Raw genomic sequence first — 15,892 nt, forward strand, 5'->3', positions numbered from 1 at the left:
CACGCGAAATACATCATCTATGAAGGAGGCCATTCCGCGTGAGTGGAATTTGGAAGTGTACGGATGAAGCAGGGTTAGATCGGGCCCTCCGAGCCGTCACGGAATCTGCGCGGCGGGGCAACCTCATTGTCATGCCGACGGACACGGTGTACGGCATTGGGGCTGACGCCTTTAATAACGATGCTGTAGCTGGGATTTTGCGCGCCAAAGGTCGAGGCCCTGATATGCCAGTTCCGGTTCTCGTGGGAAGCTGGGAGACAGCAAAAGGTCTGGTGGCAGACTATTCCGAGGACTTAGATGCCCTGATTCGAGCATTTTGGCCCGGTGCATTGTCTATCGTTACCGCCCAGGCCCCCAGCCTGAATTGGAATCTCGGCGATACCCGCGGAACAGTGATGCTGCGTATGCCTAACCATCCGGTTGCGATAGCGGTGCTGAGAGCCGTAGGGCCGATGGCGGTATCGAGTGCTAATCTCACTGGACACCCGCCACCCACCACAGTGGTTGATGCCCAGCATCAATTGGGCTCTCAGGTTGATATGTACTTAGACGGTGGGGAATCAGAAGTGGGAACCCCATCGAGCATTATCGACCTTTCTCAGGCACAACCCCGACTTCTGCGTGAAGCTGCCTTGAGTGCTGAGGCTATAGCTGAGGTTCTCGGGTGTTCTGCTGACATTCTTCGAGGTGGCGCCTAGATGGGATCTGCTGGTGTGCCCCTGCGTGAATTAGGTTTAGTGCTGTTAAGCGCGGCGATTTTTACCTACATTACGACGGGGATTGTTCGTTCTGCGATGGTACGAAGTGGACGTATCGGAGAAATCCGGCAGCGCGATGTACACACCCAACCCACCCCGCGGATGGGTGGAATTGCTATGTTCACCGGCTTTATTGTCGCGGTATATTTAGCCCACCAGCTTCCCGCATTAACCCGGGGTTTTGCCCCGGTTACTCCCGAAATGAATGCCGTGATATGGGCTGGATTTGTGATCGTCACGGTGGGGGTTTTAGATGATCTATATGAATTAGATGCCATCACTAAATTAATCGGTCAGATCCTTGGTTCAGTTCTGCTGAGTGTTTTGGGTTTGAGCTGGACGATGCTGTATGTGCCGATTAACGAAGGCATGACACTGGTTCTGGATAATTTCCAAGCAACCATAGCAACAACTCTTTTCACCGTAGCGTTGATCAACGCGATCAACTTCGTCGATGGTCTCGATGGCTTAGCAGCAGGTTTAGGGATGATCGCTGGTTTAGCTATCCTCATTTTTTCCCTAACCGTGCTCCATGACCAGGGTGGAGCGGTCTCGGCCTATCCTCCAGCAATCATCGCCGCAGCTCTGGTGGGAATCTGTGCCGGATTTTTGCCGCACAACTTTGAACCCTCTCGGATCTTTATGGGAGATTCCGGCTCCATGCTTATTGGTCTCCTCTTAGCGGCAGCAGCCACTTCAGCGTCGGGAAAAATCACGATGAACCTCTATGGGGCAGCAGATATCGTTGCCTTGTTATCGCCGTTTTTAGTAGTTATGGCGGCAATTTTTGTCCCCATGCTGGACCTAGTCCTAGCAGTAGTCCGACGCCTAGCCCAGGGTAGGTCTCCCTTTGCCGCCGACAAAATGCACTTGCACCATCGGCTCCTTTCGTTGGGTCATTCTCAGCGCAAGGTGGTGTTGTTGCTGTACTTATGGGTTTCTGTGGTGGCCCTGGGTGCAGTCAGTTTCTCTATCATTCCAGCTAAGGTAGCGATTCTCGGAAGCGTGGTTGCGATTGTGTTGGCTGCTTTGACGACGTTTGTCCCCGTACTGGCGAGAAAGAGCACCGGCCGACATGCCCGGTAAAATACCCGACGTGAAGAAAAACCAGCAGATGTCTCAGATAGAAACTCCGACAGCCGATTTTGAGGATCCTCGAACTCCGCTTCGCCAAGCCTTGAAGTTTGGAGTTATGGGGTGGGTAGCAGTGACCGTGGTGTCCTTGGTGCTGTGGGGGTGGTTATATGAACTTCCGGGGATCTGGGGGGTTGTCATCGGCGCAGCGATCGGTGGTGGGTATGTATTACTAACGGTACTTAGTGTTCTGTCAACCGCGAATACCTCCCCGAACACCACGGCAGCAGTCATCCTTGGCGGGTGGCTGATCAAAGTGGTTCTGGTTCTCATCATTCTCATGGTGTTGAGGGGGATGGGATTCTTCCATCAATGGGCGATGTTGGTCACCCTTATCCTCAGTTTGCTGATAGTTCTGGTGGCCGAAACATGGGGAGTTTTAACTTCTCGAGCGCTTTACGTGAGCTGAAGCTGGAAACTGCCCTCTTTTGGGGGTGGTAATCTTGTTGTGGGACAGGTCACTTTTATAAAAATGGGGTACAACAGGTGATGTGGGTGCCTGGCAGGTCAGACAACCTGAAAATAGGTAAAGCTGCAGGTAATGAAGATGGGGCTGCTGAGTAGATAGAATTCCGGCGAAAGCCCTGGGGGTAATTTTCCGGATCTCGCGGAATTTTCACCTATTACTGAGATCTTAAGGTTCTTCTTGGCTACCTTAAATGGGGTGCTTCATGGGAATCCATCCCCTAGCCCTGATAGTGTGAAGTTTGGATCCTCTTGTTCGCGGAACAGGGAAGATCCCCTGCGGCTGTCCTGTTGATGTGCGACGGAGTCCGAGGTAGCCGCAGTGTAATGAACGATGTCCATCGCACCGCATGGGGACCGGGTCTTCCTGTGCGGCCCAGAACACGGGAGAGAACGCTGAGCGTTATAACACTGTCCTTAGAGGGGAGCTTCCATGCCCCCAATCTGGACGACGAATTATTCCCCGCGCAAATGCGTCATTACGATTTGCTCTTCCAAAATTTTGCTGGAGGGCTTTTCGCACTTGACCGTCTCATGTTGATCCGCATTTTGATGACGGTTATCCTCTGCGTCGTATTCGCTATAGGAATGCGTAAACCAAAGCTGGTTCCTAGTGGATTCCAGAACGTCGTTGAGTATTGTCTTGACTTTGTTCGGATCCACATTGCTGAGGAAATCCTAGGGAAGAAAGAGGGTACTCGGTATTTACCGATCATCTCGACGATCTTCTTCGCCGTCATTTTCATGAATGTTCCGACCTTGATTCCGGGTTTGAATATTTCCCCCAATGTTCGTATCGGATTCCCGATTGCGCTTGCCTTGCTCGGTTATTTCACGATGATCTACGCCGGTGTTAAGCGCTATGGGGCCGGCAAGTTCTTGAAGTCATCGGTAGTTATTCCTAACTTGCCACCTTTCCTTCACGTGCTTGCTGTACCGATCGAGTTCCTCTCGACATTCGTCATCCGTCCGGTAACTCTGGCTCTTCGTCTTATGGCGAACTTCCTGGCCGGACACCTCATTCTGGTGCTGCTATTTTCTGCCACGAACTTCTTCTTCTGGCAGTTCAATGGCTGGACCGCAATGGCTGGTGTAACGATTCTGGCATCCGTAGCTTTCTCGCTTTATGAATGCATCGTCATCTTCCTGCAGGCCTATATTTTCGCGCTGCTGGTTTCGGTGTATATCGAGCTTTCGCTACATGCGGATTCGCACTAGTGGAACGTCCTCGGGATCCGCGATCACTCGCGATCAACTGAATAACGCAATCACCACCCATCCCCGGTAAAAGGAACCGGGAACTTAGAAAGGGAACGACTTTCACATGAACGAGATTATCCTGGCTCAGGCTACTCAAGTTACCCCGCACCTTGGTGCTATTGGCTACGGCCTCGCAACCATTGGCCCGGGCATTGGTCTCGGTATTCTCATCGGTAAAGCACTGGAAGGCATGGCACGTCAGCCGGAGATGTCTGGACAGCTGCGCACCACCATGTTCATTGGTATCGCCTTCGTTGAGGCCCTCGCTTTGATCGGTCTGGCCGCCGGCTACATGTTCACCTCTCTCTAAAACACATCTGAGAGATCGGAACTACGAAGACTGGAGACCATATGACTAACGTCATTTATTTGCTTGCGGAAGCGGGTGAGCATGCTGAGCAGCCCTTACAGCAGGGCAACAACATTCTCGTCCCCAAGGCTTACGACGTCTTCTGGTCCCTCATTCCGCTCATCGTTATCCTTGCCCTCTTCGTGATTTTTGTTATCCCGAAGTTCAAGGAAGTGCTCAATGAGCGTCAAGACCGGATCAAGGGTGGCATTCAGCGTGCTGAAGCCGCTCAGGCCGAAGCGAAATCAGCCCTAGAGAAATACAACGCTCAGCTGGCCGAGGCTCGGGCCGAAGCAGCAGAGATTCGTGAGCAGGCTCGCGAGCGGGGCAAGCAAATTGAAGCGGATATGAAGGCGGAAGCCACCGCTGAGAGCAAGCGGATTATCGAATCTGGAGAAAAACATCTTGCCGCTCAGCGTGAGCAAGTGGTTGCGGAACTGCGTCGTGAAATGGGACAGCACTCCATCACCTTGGCAGAGCGTCTGCTAGGCGGAGAGCTTTCCGATTCCACCAAGCGCTCCGGAACCATTGATAACTTCCTGTCCGAACTCGACTCTGTCGCTCCGGCAGGAAAGTAGGCACCATGCACGCAGCAAGCCGCGATGCGCTAGCACAGGTTACCTCCCACCTTGACTCAGCGCTCAACAGTACTGAGGAGTCGGTTGCTACGGCAGCCCACCTTGGCACTGAGCTATTTGATGTCGTCGAGGTACTCGATGGTGACCGCGGTCTGCGTGTCGCTGTAGCAAATGCTTCAGCTACCGCTGAACAACGCACCCGACTCGTTTCGGAAGTTTTTGGCGGAAAAGTAAGCCAGGCGACGCTGGAGATCCTGAAGGATGCCGTGGAACAAACGTGGTCCACTCCTCGGGAGTTGCGTCAAGGATTAGTGGAAATTGGGCGTCGCTCCCTTTTCCGGGCTGCCGAGCAGCAAGGAATGTTGGAGAAAGTAGAAGATGAACTCTTCTGTCTCAGCCGAATCCTTGACCGAGAAGGCCGCCTGACTCAGCTACTGTCTGACCACACAGCCCAACCCGCAAAGAAGCGGGAGCTGTTGGCCAATGTTCTCTATGGCAAGGTTACATCCTTGACAGAGGCCTTGGCTTTGCAAGTAATTGGGCGCCCTGAGCGCAACCCTATTGACGACATGGCTGGGCTAGCTGATGCCGCAGCGGCATTGCGCAACCGCACTGTAGCTCACGTTGTTGCCGCCGGCGAACTAAATGAAACCCAGGAATCCGTGTTGGCTAAAAAATTGCAGCGGATTTATGGAAAAGAAATGTCCATTCACTCTGAGGTTGACACTGATCTCCTAGGAGGAATGGTCATCCGGGTCGGTGATGAAGTCATCGACGGAAGCACCTCAGGCAAGCTGCAGCGGCTAAGAGCGCATTTGGTCTAGGCGCGACCACCTTTGATAGATAATGCAGGAAGAAACTACCGAGAGCAGGAAGAACATGGCGGAGCTTACGATCTCCTCCGATGAGATCCGTGGCGCGATAGCTAATTACACCTCGAGCTACTCCGCGGAGGCCTCCCGCGAGGAGGTCGGCGTGGTTATTTCCACGGCTGACGGTATTGCCCAGGTTTCGGGCCTCCCGTCAGTAATGACCAACGAGCTGCTGGAGTTCCCGGGCGGCGTAATTGGCGTCGCACAAAACCTGGACACCGACTCCATCGGCGTTGTGGTCTTGGGTAACTACGAAAGCCTCAACGAGGGTGACGAGGTCAAACGGACCGGAGAAGTCCTTTCCATTCCGGTCGGGGATAATTTCCTTGGCCGAGTTATTAATCCCCTGGGTCAGCCCATCGACGGCCTAGGTGCAATCGAAGCCGAAGAGGACCGTGTCCTCGAGCTACAGGCACCTTCGGTGCTCCAGCGCCAGCCAGTGGAGGAGCCCCTCCAAACTGGTATCAAGGCTATCGATGCGATGACCCCGATTGGCCGTGGACAGCGTCAGCTAATCATCGGCGACCGCAAGACTGGTAAGACTGCGGTATGTATCGACACAATTTTGAACCAGAAGGCTAACTGGGAATCCGGCGACAAGAATAAGCAAGTTCGCTGTATTTACGTCGCAATCGGTCAAAAGGGTTCTACTATTGCCTCCGTTCGTCGGACCTTGGAAGAGCACGGTGCGTTGGAATACACCACCATCGTCGCAGCCCCGGCTTCTGACTCCGCTGGATTCAAGTGGCTGGCGCCGTTCTCCGGCGCAGCCCTGGGCCAGCACTGGATGTATCAGGGCAATCACGTTTTGATCATTTATGATGATCTGACTAAGCAGGCCGAGGCTTATCGCGCAATCTCCCTGTTGCTGCGTCGTCCTCCGGGCCGTGAGGCTTATCCTGGCGACGTGTTCTATCTCCACTCACGTCTATTGGAGCGTGCTGCGAAGCTCTCCGATGACATGGGTGCTGGATCCATGACCGCGTTGCCGATTATCGAAACCAAGGCAAATGACGTGTCGGCCTTTATTCCGACCAACGTTATTTCCATTACCGACGGACAGGTCTTCCTTGAATCGGATCTGTTTAACCAGGGTGTACGCCCGGCTATTAACGTTGGTATTTCGGTATCTCGTGTTGGTGGTGCCGCCCAGACCAAAGGTATGAAGAAAGTTGCTGGCTCCTTGCGTCTTGACCTCGCTGCATACCGTGATCTGGAAGCTTTCGCTGCTTTCGCCTCTGACTTGGATGCCTCTTCCAAGGCACAGCTTGAGCGTGGACAGCGTCTGGTAGAGCTGCTGAAGCAGCCGGAATCCTCCCCGCAAGCCGTAGACTTCCAGATGATCTCCATCTGGCTAGCTGGCGAGGGCGTCTTCGATGTCGTTCCCGTCGAGGACGTTCGTCGCTACGAATCTGAGCTGCACGAGTACCTTCACCAGAATGCTCCGGAGGTATACCAGCAGATCGACGGCGGGGCCGCCCTGTCCGATGAATCGAAGGAAACCTTGCTCAAAGCAAACGATGAATTTGCTAAAGGCTTCCGGACCACAGAAGGCCATACCGTTGTCAATGAGCCGGAAGTTGCTCCACTCGATGACTCCGAGGTGCAGAAGAACCAGCTTTCCGTCTCCCGTAAGTCGGCCAAGAAATAAGGCACCCTATGGCTAGTTTCCTGACCACTAAGGAGAAAGAAGGGAGGCACGTGAACCATGGCTAGTCTTCGCGACCTACGTGACCGCATCAGGTCCGTGAATTCGACGAAGAAGATCACCAAGGCTCAAGAGCTGATTGCGACCTCACGCATCACTAAGGCTCAGGCCCGCGTGGATGCTTCGATGCCCTATGCCCATGAGATGCAACATGTCATGGAGCGGCTGGCAGCTGCGAGCTCTCTTGATCACCCAATGCTGCATGAGCGTGAGGGCGGTAAGGTAGCTGCAATCCTCGTGGTCTCAAGTGACCGTGGTATGTGCGGTGGCTATAACAACAATGTTTTCAAGAAGGCTGCTGAACTCGAAGCAAACCTGAAGAATAAAGGCTATGAGGTTGTCCGGTATGTCACCGGCAACAAGGGCATCGGTTATTACAAGTTCCGCGAACTACCGGTAGCAGGTGCATGGTCTGGATTTTCTCAGGATCCAAGCTGGGATGCCACCCACGATGTTCGACGCCACCTCGTCGATGGTTTCATTGCCGGTTCTGAAGGAACCGCGAAGAGCCGAGAAGGTTTGAATGACCCCGACGGCAAGGGAGTTCGTGGCTTTGACCAGGTCCATGTGGTGTACACCGAGTTCGAATCGATGCTCAGTCAAACTCCACGGGCGCATCAGTTACTTCCCATTGAGCCTGTCATCGAGGAAGAAGAGCTTCACCTCGGTGAAAGTGCGCTTTCTGATGGGGACAAGGTGACCGCGGACATTGAATTTGAACCGGATGCAGATACCTTGTTAGATCAGCTGCTCCCGAAGTACATTTCGCGAAGCATCTTCGCAATGTTCCTCGAAGCATCTGCCTCGGAATCAGCGTCCCGGCGCAATGCTATGAAATCTGCAACCGATAATGCCACGGCTTTGGTTAAAGATCTCTCTCGTGTGGCCAACCAGGCACGTCAGGCGCAGATTACTCAGGAAATCACAGAGATCGTCGGTGGCGCTGGTGCGCTTGCCGAAAGCGGAGAAAGTGACTAATTATGACTACAGCTCTCAATGAGCAAACCGACCAGCAGACGGGAACCGTCGGCCGTGTCGTGCGTGTCATTGGCGCCGTCGTCGACGTGGAATTCCCGCGCGGCGAGCTCCCGGCCCTGTACAACGCGCTGACGGTTGAGGTGACCCTGGAAGCTGTTGCTAAGACCATTACTCTGGAAGTTGCTCAGCACTTGGGTGACAACCTTGTTCGTACCATCGCTATGGCACCGACCGACGGCTTGGTCCGTGGTGCTGACGTCAAAGACAGTGGCAAACCCATCTCGGTTCCCGTCGGCGATGTCGTGAAGGGCCATGTGTTCAACGCCCTCGGAGAGTGCTTGGATGAGCCAGGCCTTGGCCGCGATGGAGAGCAATGGGGCATCCACCGGGATCCGCCACCCTTCGATCAATTGGAGGGCAAGACCGAGATCCTCGAAACCGGCATTAAGGTCATCGACCTTTTGACCCCTTATGTTAAGGGCGGAAAGATTGGCCTCTTCGGTGGTGCCGGCGTGGGTAAGACCGTTTTGATCCAAGAGATGATTACCCGTATTGCTCGGGAGTTCTCGGGTACTTCGGTTTTCGCTGGCGTTGGTGAACGTACCCGTGAAGGTACCGACCTCTTCCTGGAAATGGAAGAAATGGGCGTGTTGCAAGATACCGCCTTGGTATTCGGTCAGATGGATGAGCCGCCGGGAGTTCGTATGCGGGTGGCTTTGTCAGGTTTGACCATGGCGGAGTATTTCCGCGATGTTCAGCACCAGGACGTGTTGTTGTTCATCGACAACATCTTCCGTTTCACCCAGGCTGGTTCCGAGGTTTCCACCCTTTTGGGTCGTATGCCTTCCGCGGTGGGTTATCAGCCCACCCTGGCTGATGAAATGGGTGTGCTCCAGGAGCGGATTACCTCCACCAAGGGTAAGTCCATTACCTCCTTGCAAGCCGTCTACGTTCCGGCGGATGACTACACGGACCCTGCTCCGGCTACCACCTTCGCGCACCTTGACGCCACGACAGAACTTGATCGTGGTATCGCTTCTAAGGGTATTTACCCGGCGGTGAACCCGCTGACTTCTACCTCTCGTATTCTCGAGCCGGGTATTGTTGGCGAGCGTCACTATGAGGTTGCTCAGCGCGTTATCGGTATCCTCCAGAAGAACAAAGAATTGCAGGATATCATCGCCATTCTTGGTATGGATGAGTTGTCCGAAGAAGACAAGATCACCGTGCAGCGAGCACGTCGGATTGAACGCTTCTTAGGTCAGAACTTCTTTGTTGCTGAGAAGTTCACCGGTTTGCCGGGATCCTATGTACCGTTGGCTGATACCATCGACGCTTTCGAGCGAATCTGCAATGGCGAATTCGATCACTACCCAGAGCAGGCTTTCAATGGCCTGGGTGGTCTCGATGACGTCGAGGAAGCCTACAAGAAGATGACCGAGAAGTAGGGGAGACGAGCACATGGCTGACATCACCGTAGAACTGGTCTCGGTGGAACGCATGCTGTGGTCTGGCCAGGCCACCATCGTTACGGCACAGACCATCGAGGGTGAGATAGGCGTGCTCCCCGGTCACGAGCCTATGCTTGGCCAACTGGTTGAGAATGGTGTTGTGACCATCCGTCCGGTAGACGGCGACCGCAAAGTTGCCGCTGTCCAAGGTGGATTCATCTCGGTCAGCACCGAGAAGGTCACCATCTTGGCTGATTTCGCAGTGTGGGCTGATGAAGTCAATCAAGCCCAAGCTGAGGAAGAAAGCACATCTGAAGATGAACTCATCCGGTCCCGTGCTGAGGCTGGTCTTCGTGCTTTGCGTCGGAGTCAGGAAAGCTAGTTCCTAGATTCGGAGCTAAGCCATGGGGCGACACGCCTCTCCCCATTAACACACCTTTCTAGCTGCCCCGCCAGGGGAGCTAGGAGGGTGTTTTCTTGTCTCTTAGGGAACTTAAATCCTGTGCAGAAAAGTGCTAAACTCAGCTCTAAATAATCACGTCACCATAGTTACCTTTGGATATTGTGGTGATAGTGCTAAAGCCGCGATGTTGTGTGGGAGGGCTAGCATGGGATATGTCACCTGGTGTATGGTGATCCTGCTCTTCGCGCTGTGTTCCTTGGGAATGTGGCGTTTTTTTATGCTTCGTTCCCGTGGCACCACCGTTGTTCTCCGCCGATTGCCAGCCGAAGGACTTCACGGTTGGCGTCACGGGATTCTTCATTATCGCCGTAATGATTTGGATTACTATAAACTACGGTCCTTATCACCCTTGGCAGATTTGGTTGTCCATCGCAGCGAAGTGGCCGTGATCGGGCGTCGAGCTACCTCCGAACCGGAGGCCTCTTTTCTTCCCCCGGATCTGCATATCCTGAAGCTGCAGATCAAAAACCATGGTTATGAACTTGCCATCAACACTCGTGGTGAAATGGCTTTAACCGCCTGGTTGGAATCCGCGCCAGATATTCGCCAAGAGCGGATGGACCCGAAATCTCTCCGCAAACATCTGCATCCTTGAATAATTCTTGTTGCCGCGGGGGTATCGTTTCCAGACTGAAGCGTAAACGCTAGCCTGTAAAGAATGCGTCTAGTCATTGCTCACTGCTCTGTTGATTATGTAGGGCGGTTATCTGCTCACCTTCCGATGGCGGATCGACTCATCATGATAAAAGCGGATGGCTCGGTGTCTATCCATGCTGATGACCGGGCATATAAGCCGCTTAATTGGATGACTCCGCCGTGCACGGTGAAGGAGATGACGCTTGATGAAGACGGAGATCAACAAACACCGCTAATTCTTTGGGTTGTCGAGAATCCTAAAGGGGAACAGCTAAGAATTACGATTCAAAAACTCCACCACGAGCTTTCCTGGGAACTCGGTGAGGATCCCGGTCTGGTCAAAGATGGTGTGGAAGCTCATCTCCAAGAACTATTGGCTGAACACATTGATACCTTAGGCGAGGGATATCGACTCATTAGAAGAGAATATCCGACGGCGATTGGCCCGGTGGATATTCTTTGCCGCGATGAAACCGGGGCAACGGTGGCGGTCGAAATTAAGCGTCGGGGTGGAATTGATGGAGTTGAACAGCTAACTCGATACCTTGAATTACTGAATCGCGATGATGTTCTTGCCCCTGTGCAAGGAATTTTTGCCGCCCAACAGATTAAACCTCAAGCTCGAACATTGGCTGAAGATCGAGGGATCCGGTGTGTGACCTTGGACTATGATGCCTTGCGGGGAATTGAGAGCGATGAATTGCGGTTGTTCTAATGCCAAGGCGTAACCGGCGCGAACGTCCTACCGGATATTCCCCTTTAGCCAGGGACGGGGCTAGATACCTGGGGGTTAGGGAAGAGCCAGGCCCGTCGTGGGCAAGGCAGGAAGTCTTTTTGGTTCGCCCTATGGGATCACATGCTGCCCAAAAGACCTATCGTTGCCCAGGATGCGAAAATCTCATTACCCCCGGCACCGCTCACATCGTAGCCTGGCCAAAAGAATGGGCTGGTAGGGAGGATGATCGTCGGCACTGGCATAGCTATTGTTGGCAGCGCCGCTAGGGGAGTTTTCCTCACCAGATATCCTCGACACCATGATTGTTGCTTTTTCAGTTGCTCCCACTCACACTCCCACTGCCGACGCAGAAATGTCCGAGGCGGTAGCGCGAGCAGTCCGAATTGTCCGTGCTTCTGGTCTACCGTGCGAAACAAACGCTATGTTCACCAATATCGAGGGGGAATGGGATGAAGTCATGGATGTGATCCGTCGGGCTACCGAGGTGGTCGCAGAGGTGTCGCCACGGGTATCCCTCGTCATTAAGGCAGATATTCGGGCCGGTTATAGCGGACAAATGCAGCAGAAAGTAGCGTCTCTTGAAAAACATCTTTCTGCTGAGGATAAGTAGTTCATCTCCAGGAGGGAATTAACGTTGACAACCCCAGATCGTTTTATATCCGGAGCCATCGATTTAGGGCAGATTAAAGCACGTGCTGATGCCCAAGCCCAGGCGCAGAAAAGCACCGATAGCGTAGGCGGTATCCCCAGCTCGATGACGGTGACCGTAGAAAATCTGGAAACAGAAGTAATTCGTCGCAGTCTCCAGGTTCCGGTGATTGTTCTCATTGGTACAAGTGCCAGCCCGGATTCAGAACAGTTACGCAATCAGTTAGTAGAGCTAGCTCAGAGATCCCACCGAGGTTTCATATTCGGCTACGTCGACGCTGACCACAGCCCTGATCTAGCCCAAGTTTTTGGTGTTCGAGGACTTCCAACGGTGTTAGTGATAGCTGCCGGCCGGCCAGTAACTAGTTTTGAAGGCGGCCAACCTGCCGAGGTCGTAGAACAGTGGGTTAAGGATATTGTGACTAAGCTGGGACCTCAACTGTCGGGGCTTCCCGCCGAAGATGAAGCAGAGCAGGTATCTGAACCACGGGACCCACGTTATGAGGCTGCAGAAGCTGCCTTGGCAGATGAAGATTATGAGACAGCGAAACGCTATTACGCTCAAGTTTTAGAGGAAGACCCCGATAATGAGGATGCTCGACGTGCCTATGAGCGCACTCGATTGCTAGAGCGGCTAGCAGCGGCAGATATTAGCGAGGATCCTGGAGCCGTGGCTGACTGTGACCCTCATGATTTTGAAAAGGCCTTGGTCGCCGTTGACGCCGATATTGCCCAGGGGCGGGTAGAGGAAGGCTTGAGCAGGATGATTTCTTTCTTGAAGGGTGATCATCGCGATGAAGCGCGGGCGCGGCTCCTGGAGCTCTTTAACCTATTTGAGCCACATGATAGCTGCGTAATTAGAGCGCGGACTGCCATGGCTAGTGCCTTATTTTAGGGTTCGTGGAGCATATCCAGGAATGCGGTTTTTCCGGTTTTAAACTTAATGGATTATAAGATTTCGCCCATCTAAATAATTGTTATCCATTGTAAATTATGCGATATGTACGAGCTATCTAAACAAGGCATAAAAAAGAATGGACCTTTTTGACAATACGTTTTAAGTTTTCACACTAAAACAGTTGAGAAGTTCTGTCTTATATGTGTATATTTTTCTCAGGTCTCGACAAGAAGGAGATCGAGACAGAGTTTTGAGAGAGAAAGATTCACATGGATTTCTTACTGCAGATTCAGGAGATCGTCGGCGGCCCAATCAAGGACCTCCTAGTTCACTTGACCACCGCTGCTCCGCAAATCAACGTCGCAACCCCGCCGCCAGTCAATGTCACCGCACCGGAGCACCTGGACTTGGGTTCTACCTTTGGTGACATCAACGCTGGATCCACCTTCGGTAACATCCTCGAGGGAACTGGTTCTACCACTGGCAATATCCTGGAGGGAACCGGTTCTACCACCGGTGACATTCTCGGTGGCGCAGGTTCCTCCAACTTCTTGAACCAAGCTGGTTCCTCAGGATTGACCCTTCCTGGCCTGGGCGGCAAATAAGTTCTCTTGCTGAAATACTGATCTCCCGTGATAGGTTTTCTCCTATCACGGGAGATTTTCATGTTGGGAATTAATAATGAACCAAGGCCGCCTTAGGTTAACTAAGGCGGCCAGTAGTGTGTTCTCATTAACGGCTGAGACGATAATATTGGGTACTCATAGCCGGAATATGAAGATGAAGAGAATGAGGTTGATTATCCCATCCCTGATCTGAGCTATGGAGGCTGCTCGCCAAATCATTTCCTGCACCCTGATACACCGCAGCGTCAGAATTAAGGATGAGGTCAAAGCGCCCGCCGACCGGTAAGCCAAGAACATAATCCGGTTGGGAAGTCCCGCCGAAATTATTCACCACCAAGATGGCGGAGCCGTCGGAACCCCAGCGAAGATAAGCCAGAATATTATTGGCCGAGTCATCGGCCTTGAGCCACTGGAAGCCAGAAGGCTCGAAATCCTGGGTATGCAAAGTTGGTTCCTCTCGGTGCAATCTATTGAGATCACGAACCAACAAGTGGATACCGGCATGGTACTCACCTTCCCACCCTTCAGCATCACCGAAGGGGAGAGTAGTGGCTTCCGACCATTCCGAAATCTGGCCAAATTCCTGGCCCTGGAAGAGCAGTTTTTTACCGGGGTGAGAATACATATAGCCGTAGAGTGCCCTTAATCCGGCAGCTTTATTCCAGGTGTCACCGGGCATCCGCCCCCATAAGGAGCCTTTACCGTGGACTACTTCATCATGGCTGAAGGGCAGAACATAGCGTTCTGAATAGGCGTACACCATGGAGAAAGTTATCTCATTGTGGTGATAGGAACGATGTACTGGATCTAAGGAGAAATACCGGAGAGTGTCATTCATCCAGCCCATATTCCACTTGAGGGAGAAACCTAAGCCATCAGCCCATGTTGGTGCAGTAACCCCCGGCCAGGAAGTAGATTCCTCAGCGATCGTTAATACACCGGGGTGGACTCGGTGAACAGTGGCATTGACTTCTTGAAGGAACTGGACGGCGTCGAGGTTTTCTCGTCCCCCAAATTCATTCGGGAGCCATTCTCCTTCATTGCGTGAATAGTCCAAATAAAGCATCGAGGCTACCGCATCAACCCGGAGGCCATCGACGTGGAATTCATCCATCCAGTACAAGGCATTAGCCACGAGGAAATTGCGGACTTCGCGACGCCCGAAATCAAAAACGTGGGTTCCCCAGTCACGTTGTTCACCGCGACGCCAATCTGGGTGCTCATAGAGAGCTGGACCGTCGAATCGGGCAAGTGCGAAATCATCTTTCGGGAAGTGGCCGGGAACCCAGTCGATAATGACCCCTATCCCTGCTTGATGGAAAGCATCGATGAGCGCTCGAAGATCATCTGGGGATCCCCAGCGAGCGGTGGGGGCATAGTAGCCGGAAATCTGATAACCCCAGCTTCCACCAAAGGGATGCTCGGCAACAGGCATGAACTCCACATGAGTAAAACCGTTGTCTACTACATAAGACACCAGTTCAGTTGCTAAGTCACGATAACTGAGTCCCTGACGCCAACTGCCTAGATGCACCTCGTAAATACTCATGGGAGATGTGGCGACGTCTTGATCTGCCCGTCGAGCTAGCCAGTCTGCGTCGTTCCACTCATAATGAGACTCACTGACTATAGATGCAGTTCCCGGCGGCACTTCGGTGGCTTTAGCGAGAGGATCAGCTTTTTCTTTCCGAGTCCCATCCTGGGTAAGAATGGCAAATTTATATCGCGCCCCAGGGGCTACATCGGGAAGAAAAATCTCCCACACCCCGGTTGAGCCTAGAGCCCTCATGGGGTGTTGAGCCGGGTTCCAACCATTAAAATCACCGATCAGGGCGATGGAACGGGCGTTGGGGGCCCAGACCGCAAACGAGGTTCCTGGAACCGATCCCATGGTGGTTTGATAGGTATGCACATTCGCGCCAAGCACCTCCCAGAGGCGCTCATGGCGACCTTCATTAATGAAATAGAGGTCTTGTTCTCCCAGGGTTGGCAGGAAGTGATAGGGGTCTGCAGAGACCACTGGGCTTTGGCCTGGCCACGTAATAGCGAAACGATAATCTGCAGATTCCCGGCGCTCGAGAGAAGCAATCCAGATGTCATCACCGACCGGCACCATATCGACCCCGGTGCCGTCAATGAGAAGCTCGACGTGTTCAGCACCGATTTGTCGAGTCCGGATGACGGATCCGTGTGGAGTGGAGTGCCAGCCATAAAAGTCGTGCGGAGCCCAATGACTGCAATTACGAAGCAGATCAAGGTCTGATTCGGGAATGAAATCCTCAGGGTAGAGGGAATTAACGTCGCTCATAAAACTATCCTGATCAGGTTGGAA

General features: G+C 53.0%; 18 protein-coding genes. 17 read left to right on the top strand and 1 reads right to left on the bottom strand.

Translation table 11 applies throughout. The features are described 5' to 3' along the window. Window positions 1-38 precede the first annotated feature (38 nt). From GP475_RS04885 to GP475_RS04965, 17 genes are all read left to right on the top strand, one after another. A complete protein-coding gene (locus GP475_RS04885) occupies window positions 39-698 on the top strand; it encodes an L-threonylcarbamoyladenylate synthase (RefSeq protein ID WP_187975510.1) in 660 nt (219 codons plus the stop codon). Beyond that, window positions 699-1,844: an MraY family glycosyltransferase gene (locus tag GP475_RS04890; RefSeq protein WP_187975511.1), complete on the top strand. Its 1,146-nt coding sequence runs from the start codon at window positions 699-701 to the stop codon at window positions 1,842-1,844. Window positions 1,845-1,872: 28 nt separating this feature from the next. Next, window positions 1,873-2,301, top strand: a complete 429-nt coding sequence (locus tag GP475_RS04895) for a hypothetical protein (RefSeq protein ID WP_187975791.1) — start codon at window positions 1,873-1,875, stop codon at window positions 2,299-2,301. Window positions 2,302-2,828: 527 nt separating this feature from the next. After that, a complete protein-coding gene (gene atpB, locus GP475_RS04900) occupies window positions 2,829-3,575 on the top strand; it encodes a F0F1 ATP synthase subunit A (protein WP_262485238.1) in 747 nt (248 codons plus the stop codon). A gap of 106 nt (window positions 3,576-3,681) precedes the next feature. Continuing rightward, complete coding sequence (locus GP475_RS04905) at window positions 3,682-3,927, top strand: ATP synthase F0 subunit C (protein WP_187975513.1); 246 nt, start codon at window positions 3,682-3,684, stop codon at window positions 3,925-3,927. A 41-nt stretch (window positions 3,928-3,968) separates the two neighbouring features. Continuing rightward, window positions 3,969-4,544, top strand: coding sequence for a F0F1 ATP synthase subunit B (locus GP475_RS04910; RefSeq protein ID WP_187975514.1), 576 nt, complete (start codon window positions 3,969-3,971; stop codon window positions 4,542-4,544). A 5-nt stretch (window positions 4,545-4,549) separates the two neighbouring features. Continuing rightward, window positions 4,550-5,368 (top strand): F0F1 ATP synthase subunit delta, encoded by an 819-nt coding sequence (locus GP475_RS04915; protein ID WP_187975515.1) that lies wholly within the window; start codon window positions 4,550-4,552, stop codon window positions 5,366-5,368. A 55-nt stretch (window positions 5,369-5,423) separates the two neighbouring features. Next, window positions 5,424-7,067 carry a F0F1 ATP synthase subunit alpha gene (gene atpA, locus GP475_RS04920; RefSeq protein ID WP_187975516.1) on the top strand — a complete coding sequence of 548 codons (1,644 nt, stop codon included), beginning with the start codon at window positions 5,424-5,426 and terminating at the stop codon, window positions 7,065-7,067. Between the two features lie 57 nt (window positions 7,068-7,124). After that, on the top strand, window positions 7,125-8,102 hold the full coding sequence (locus tag GP475_RS04925) for a F0F1 ATP synthase subunit gamma (protein WP_187975517.1): 978 nt from the start codon (window positions 7,125-7,127) through the stop codon (window positions 8,100-8,102). A gap of 2 nt (window positions 8,103-8,104) precedes the next feature. Continuing rightward, on the top strand, window positions 8,105-9,550 hold the full coding sequence (gene atpD / locus GP475_RS04930; protein ID WP_187975518.1) for a F0F1 ATP synthase subunit beta: 1,446 nt from the start codon (window positions 8,105-8,107) through the stop codon (window positions 9,548-9,550). Between the two features lie 13 nt (window positions 9,551-9,563). Further along, window positions 9,564-9,935, top strand: coding sequence for a F0F1 ATP synthase subunit epsilon (locus tag GP475_RS04935; protein WP_187975519.1), 372 nt, complete (start codon window positions 9,564-9,566; stop codon window positions 9,933-9,935). 226 nt (window positions 9,936-10,161) lie between these two features. Beyond that, window positions 10,162-10,611 carry a DUF2550 domain-containing protein gene (locus GP475_RS04940; protein ID WP_187975520.1) on the top strand — a complete coding sequence of 150 codons (450 nt, stop codon included), beginning with the start codon at window positions 10,162-10,164 and terminating at the stop codon, window positions 10,609-10,611. 63 nt (window positions 10,612-10,674) lie between these two features. Then, the gene (nucS, locus tag GP475_RS04945; protein WP_187975521.1) at window positions 10,675-11,367 is read left to right on the top strand and encodes an endonuclease NucS; all 693 of its coding nucleotides are present in this window, start codon (window positions 10,675-10,677) and stop codon (window positions 11,365-11,367) included. Beyond that, window positions 11,367-11,654: a hypothetical protein gene (locus tag GP475_RS04950; RefSeq protein WP_187975522.1), complete on the top strand. Its 288-nt coding sequence runs from the start codon at window positions 11,367-11,369 to the stop codon at window positions 11,652-11,654. The genes nucS and GP475_RS04950 overlap by 1 nt, the downstream gene beginning before the upstream one ends. 32 nt (window positions 11,655-11,686) lie before the next feature. After that, window positions 11,687-11,998 carry a thiamine-binding protein gene (locus GP475_RS04955; protein ID WP_187975523.1) on the top strand — a complete coding sequence of 104 codons (312 nt, stop codon included), beginning with the start codon at window positions 11,687-11,689 and terminating at the stop codon, window positions 11,996-11,998. Window positions 11,999-12,022: 24 nt separating this feature from the next. Continuing rightward, window positions 12,023-12,931: a tetratricopeptide repeat protein gene (locus GP475_RS04960; protein WP_187975524.1), complete on the top strand. Its 909-nt coding sequence runs from the start codon at window positions 12,023-12,025 to the stop codon at window positions 12,929-12,931. A gap of 272 nt (window positions 12,932-13,203) precedes the next feature. Next, complete coding sequence (locus GP475_RS04965) at window positions 13,204-13,539, top strand: hypothetical protein (RefSeq protein WP_187975525.1); 336 nt, start codon at window positions 13,204-13,206, stop codon at window positions 13,537-13,539. Window positions 13,540-13,666: 127 nt separating this feature from the next. Here GP475_RS04965 and glgB read toward each other — a convergent pair whose 3' ends face one another. After that, window positions 13,667-15,868, bottom strand: a complete 2,202-nt coding sequence (gene glgB / locus GP475_RS04970) for a 1,4-alpha-glucan branching protein GlgB (protein ID WP_187975526.1) — start codon at window positions 15,866-15,868, stop codon at window positions 13,667-13,669. Between the last annotated feature and the right edge of the window lie 24 nt (window positions 15,869-15,892).

Source organism: Corynebacterium poyangense (assembly GCF_014522205.1).
Lineage (GTDB): Bacteria > Actinomycetota > Actinomycetes > Mycobacteriales > Mycobacteriaceae > Corynebacterium > Corynebacterium poyangense.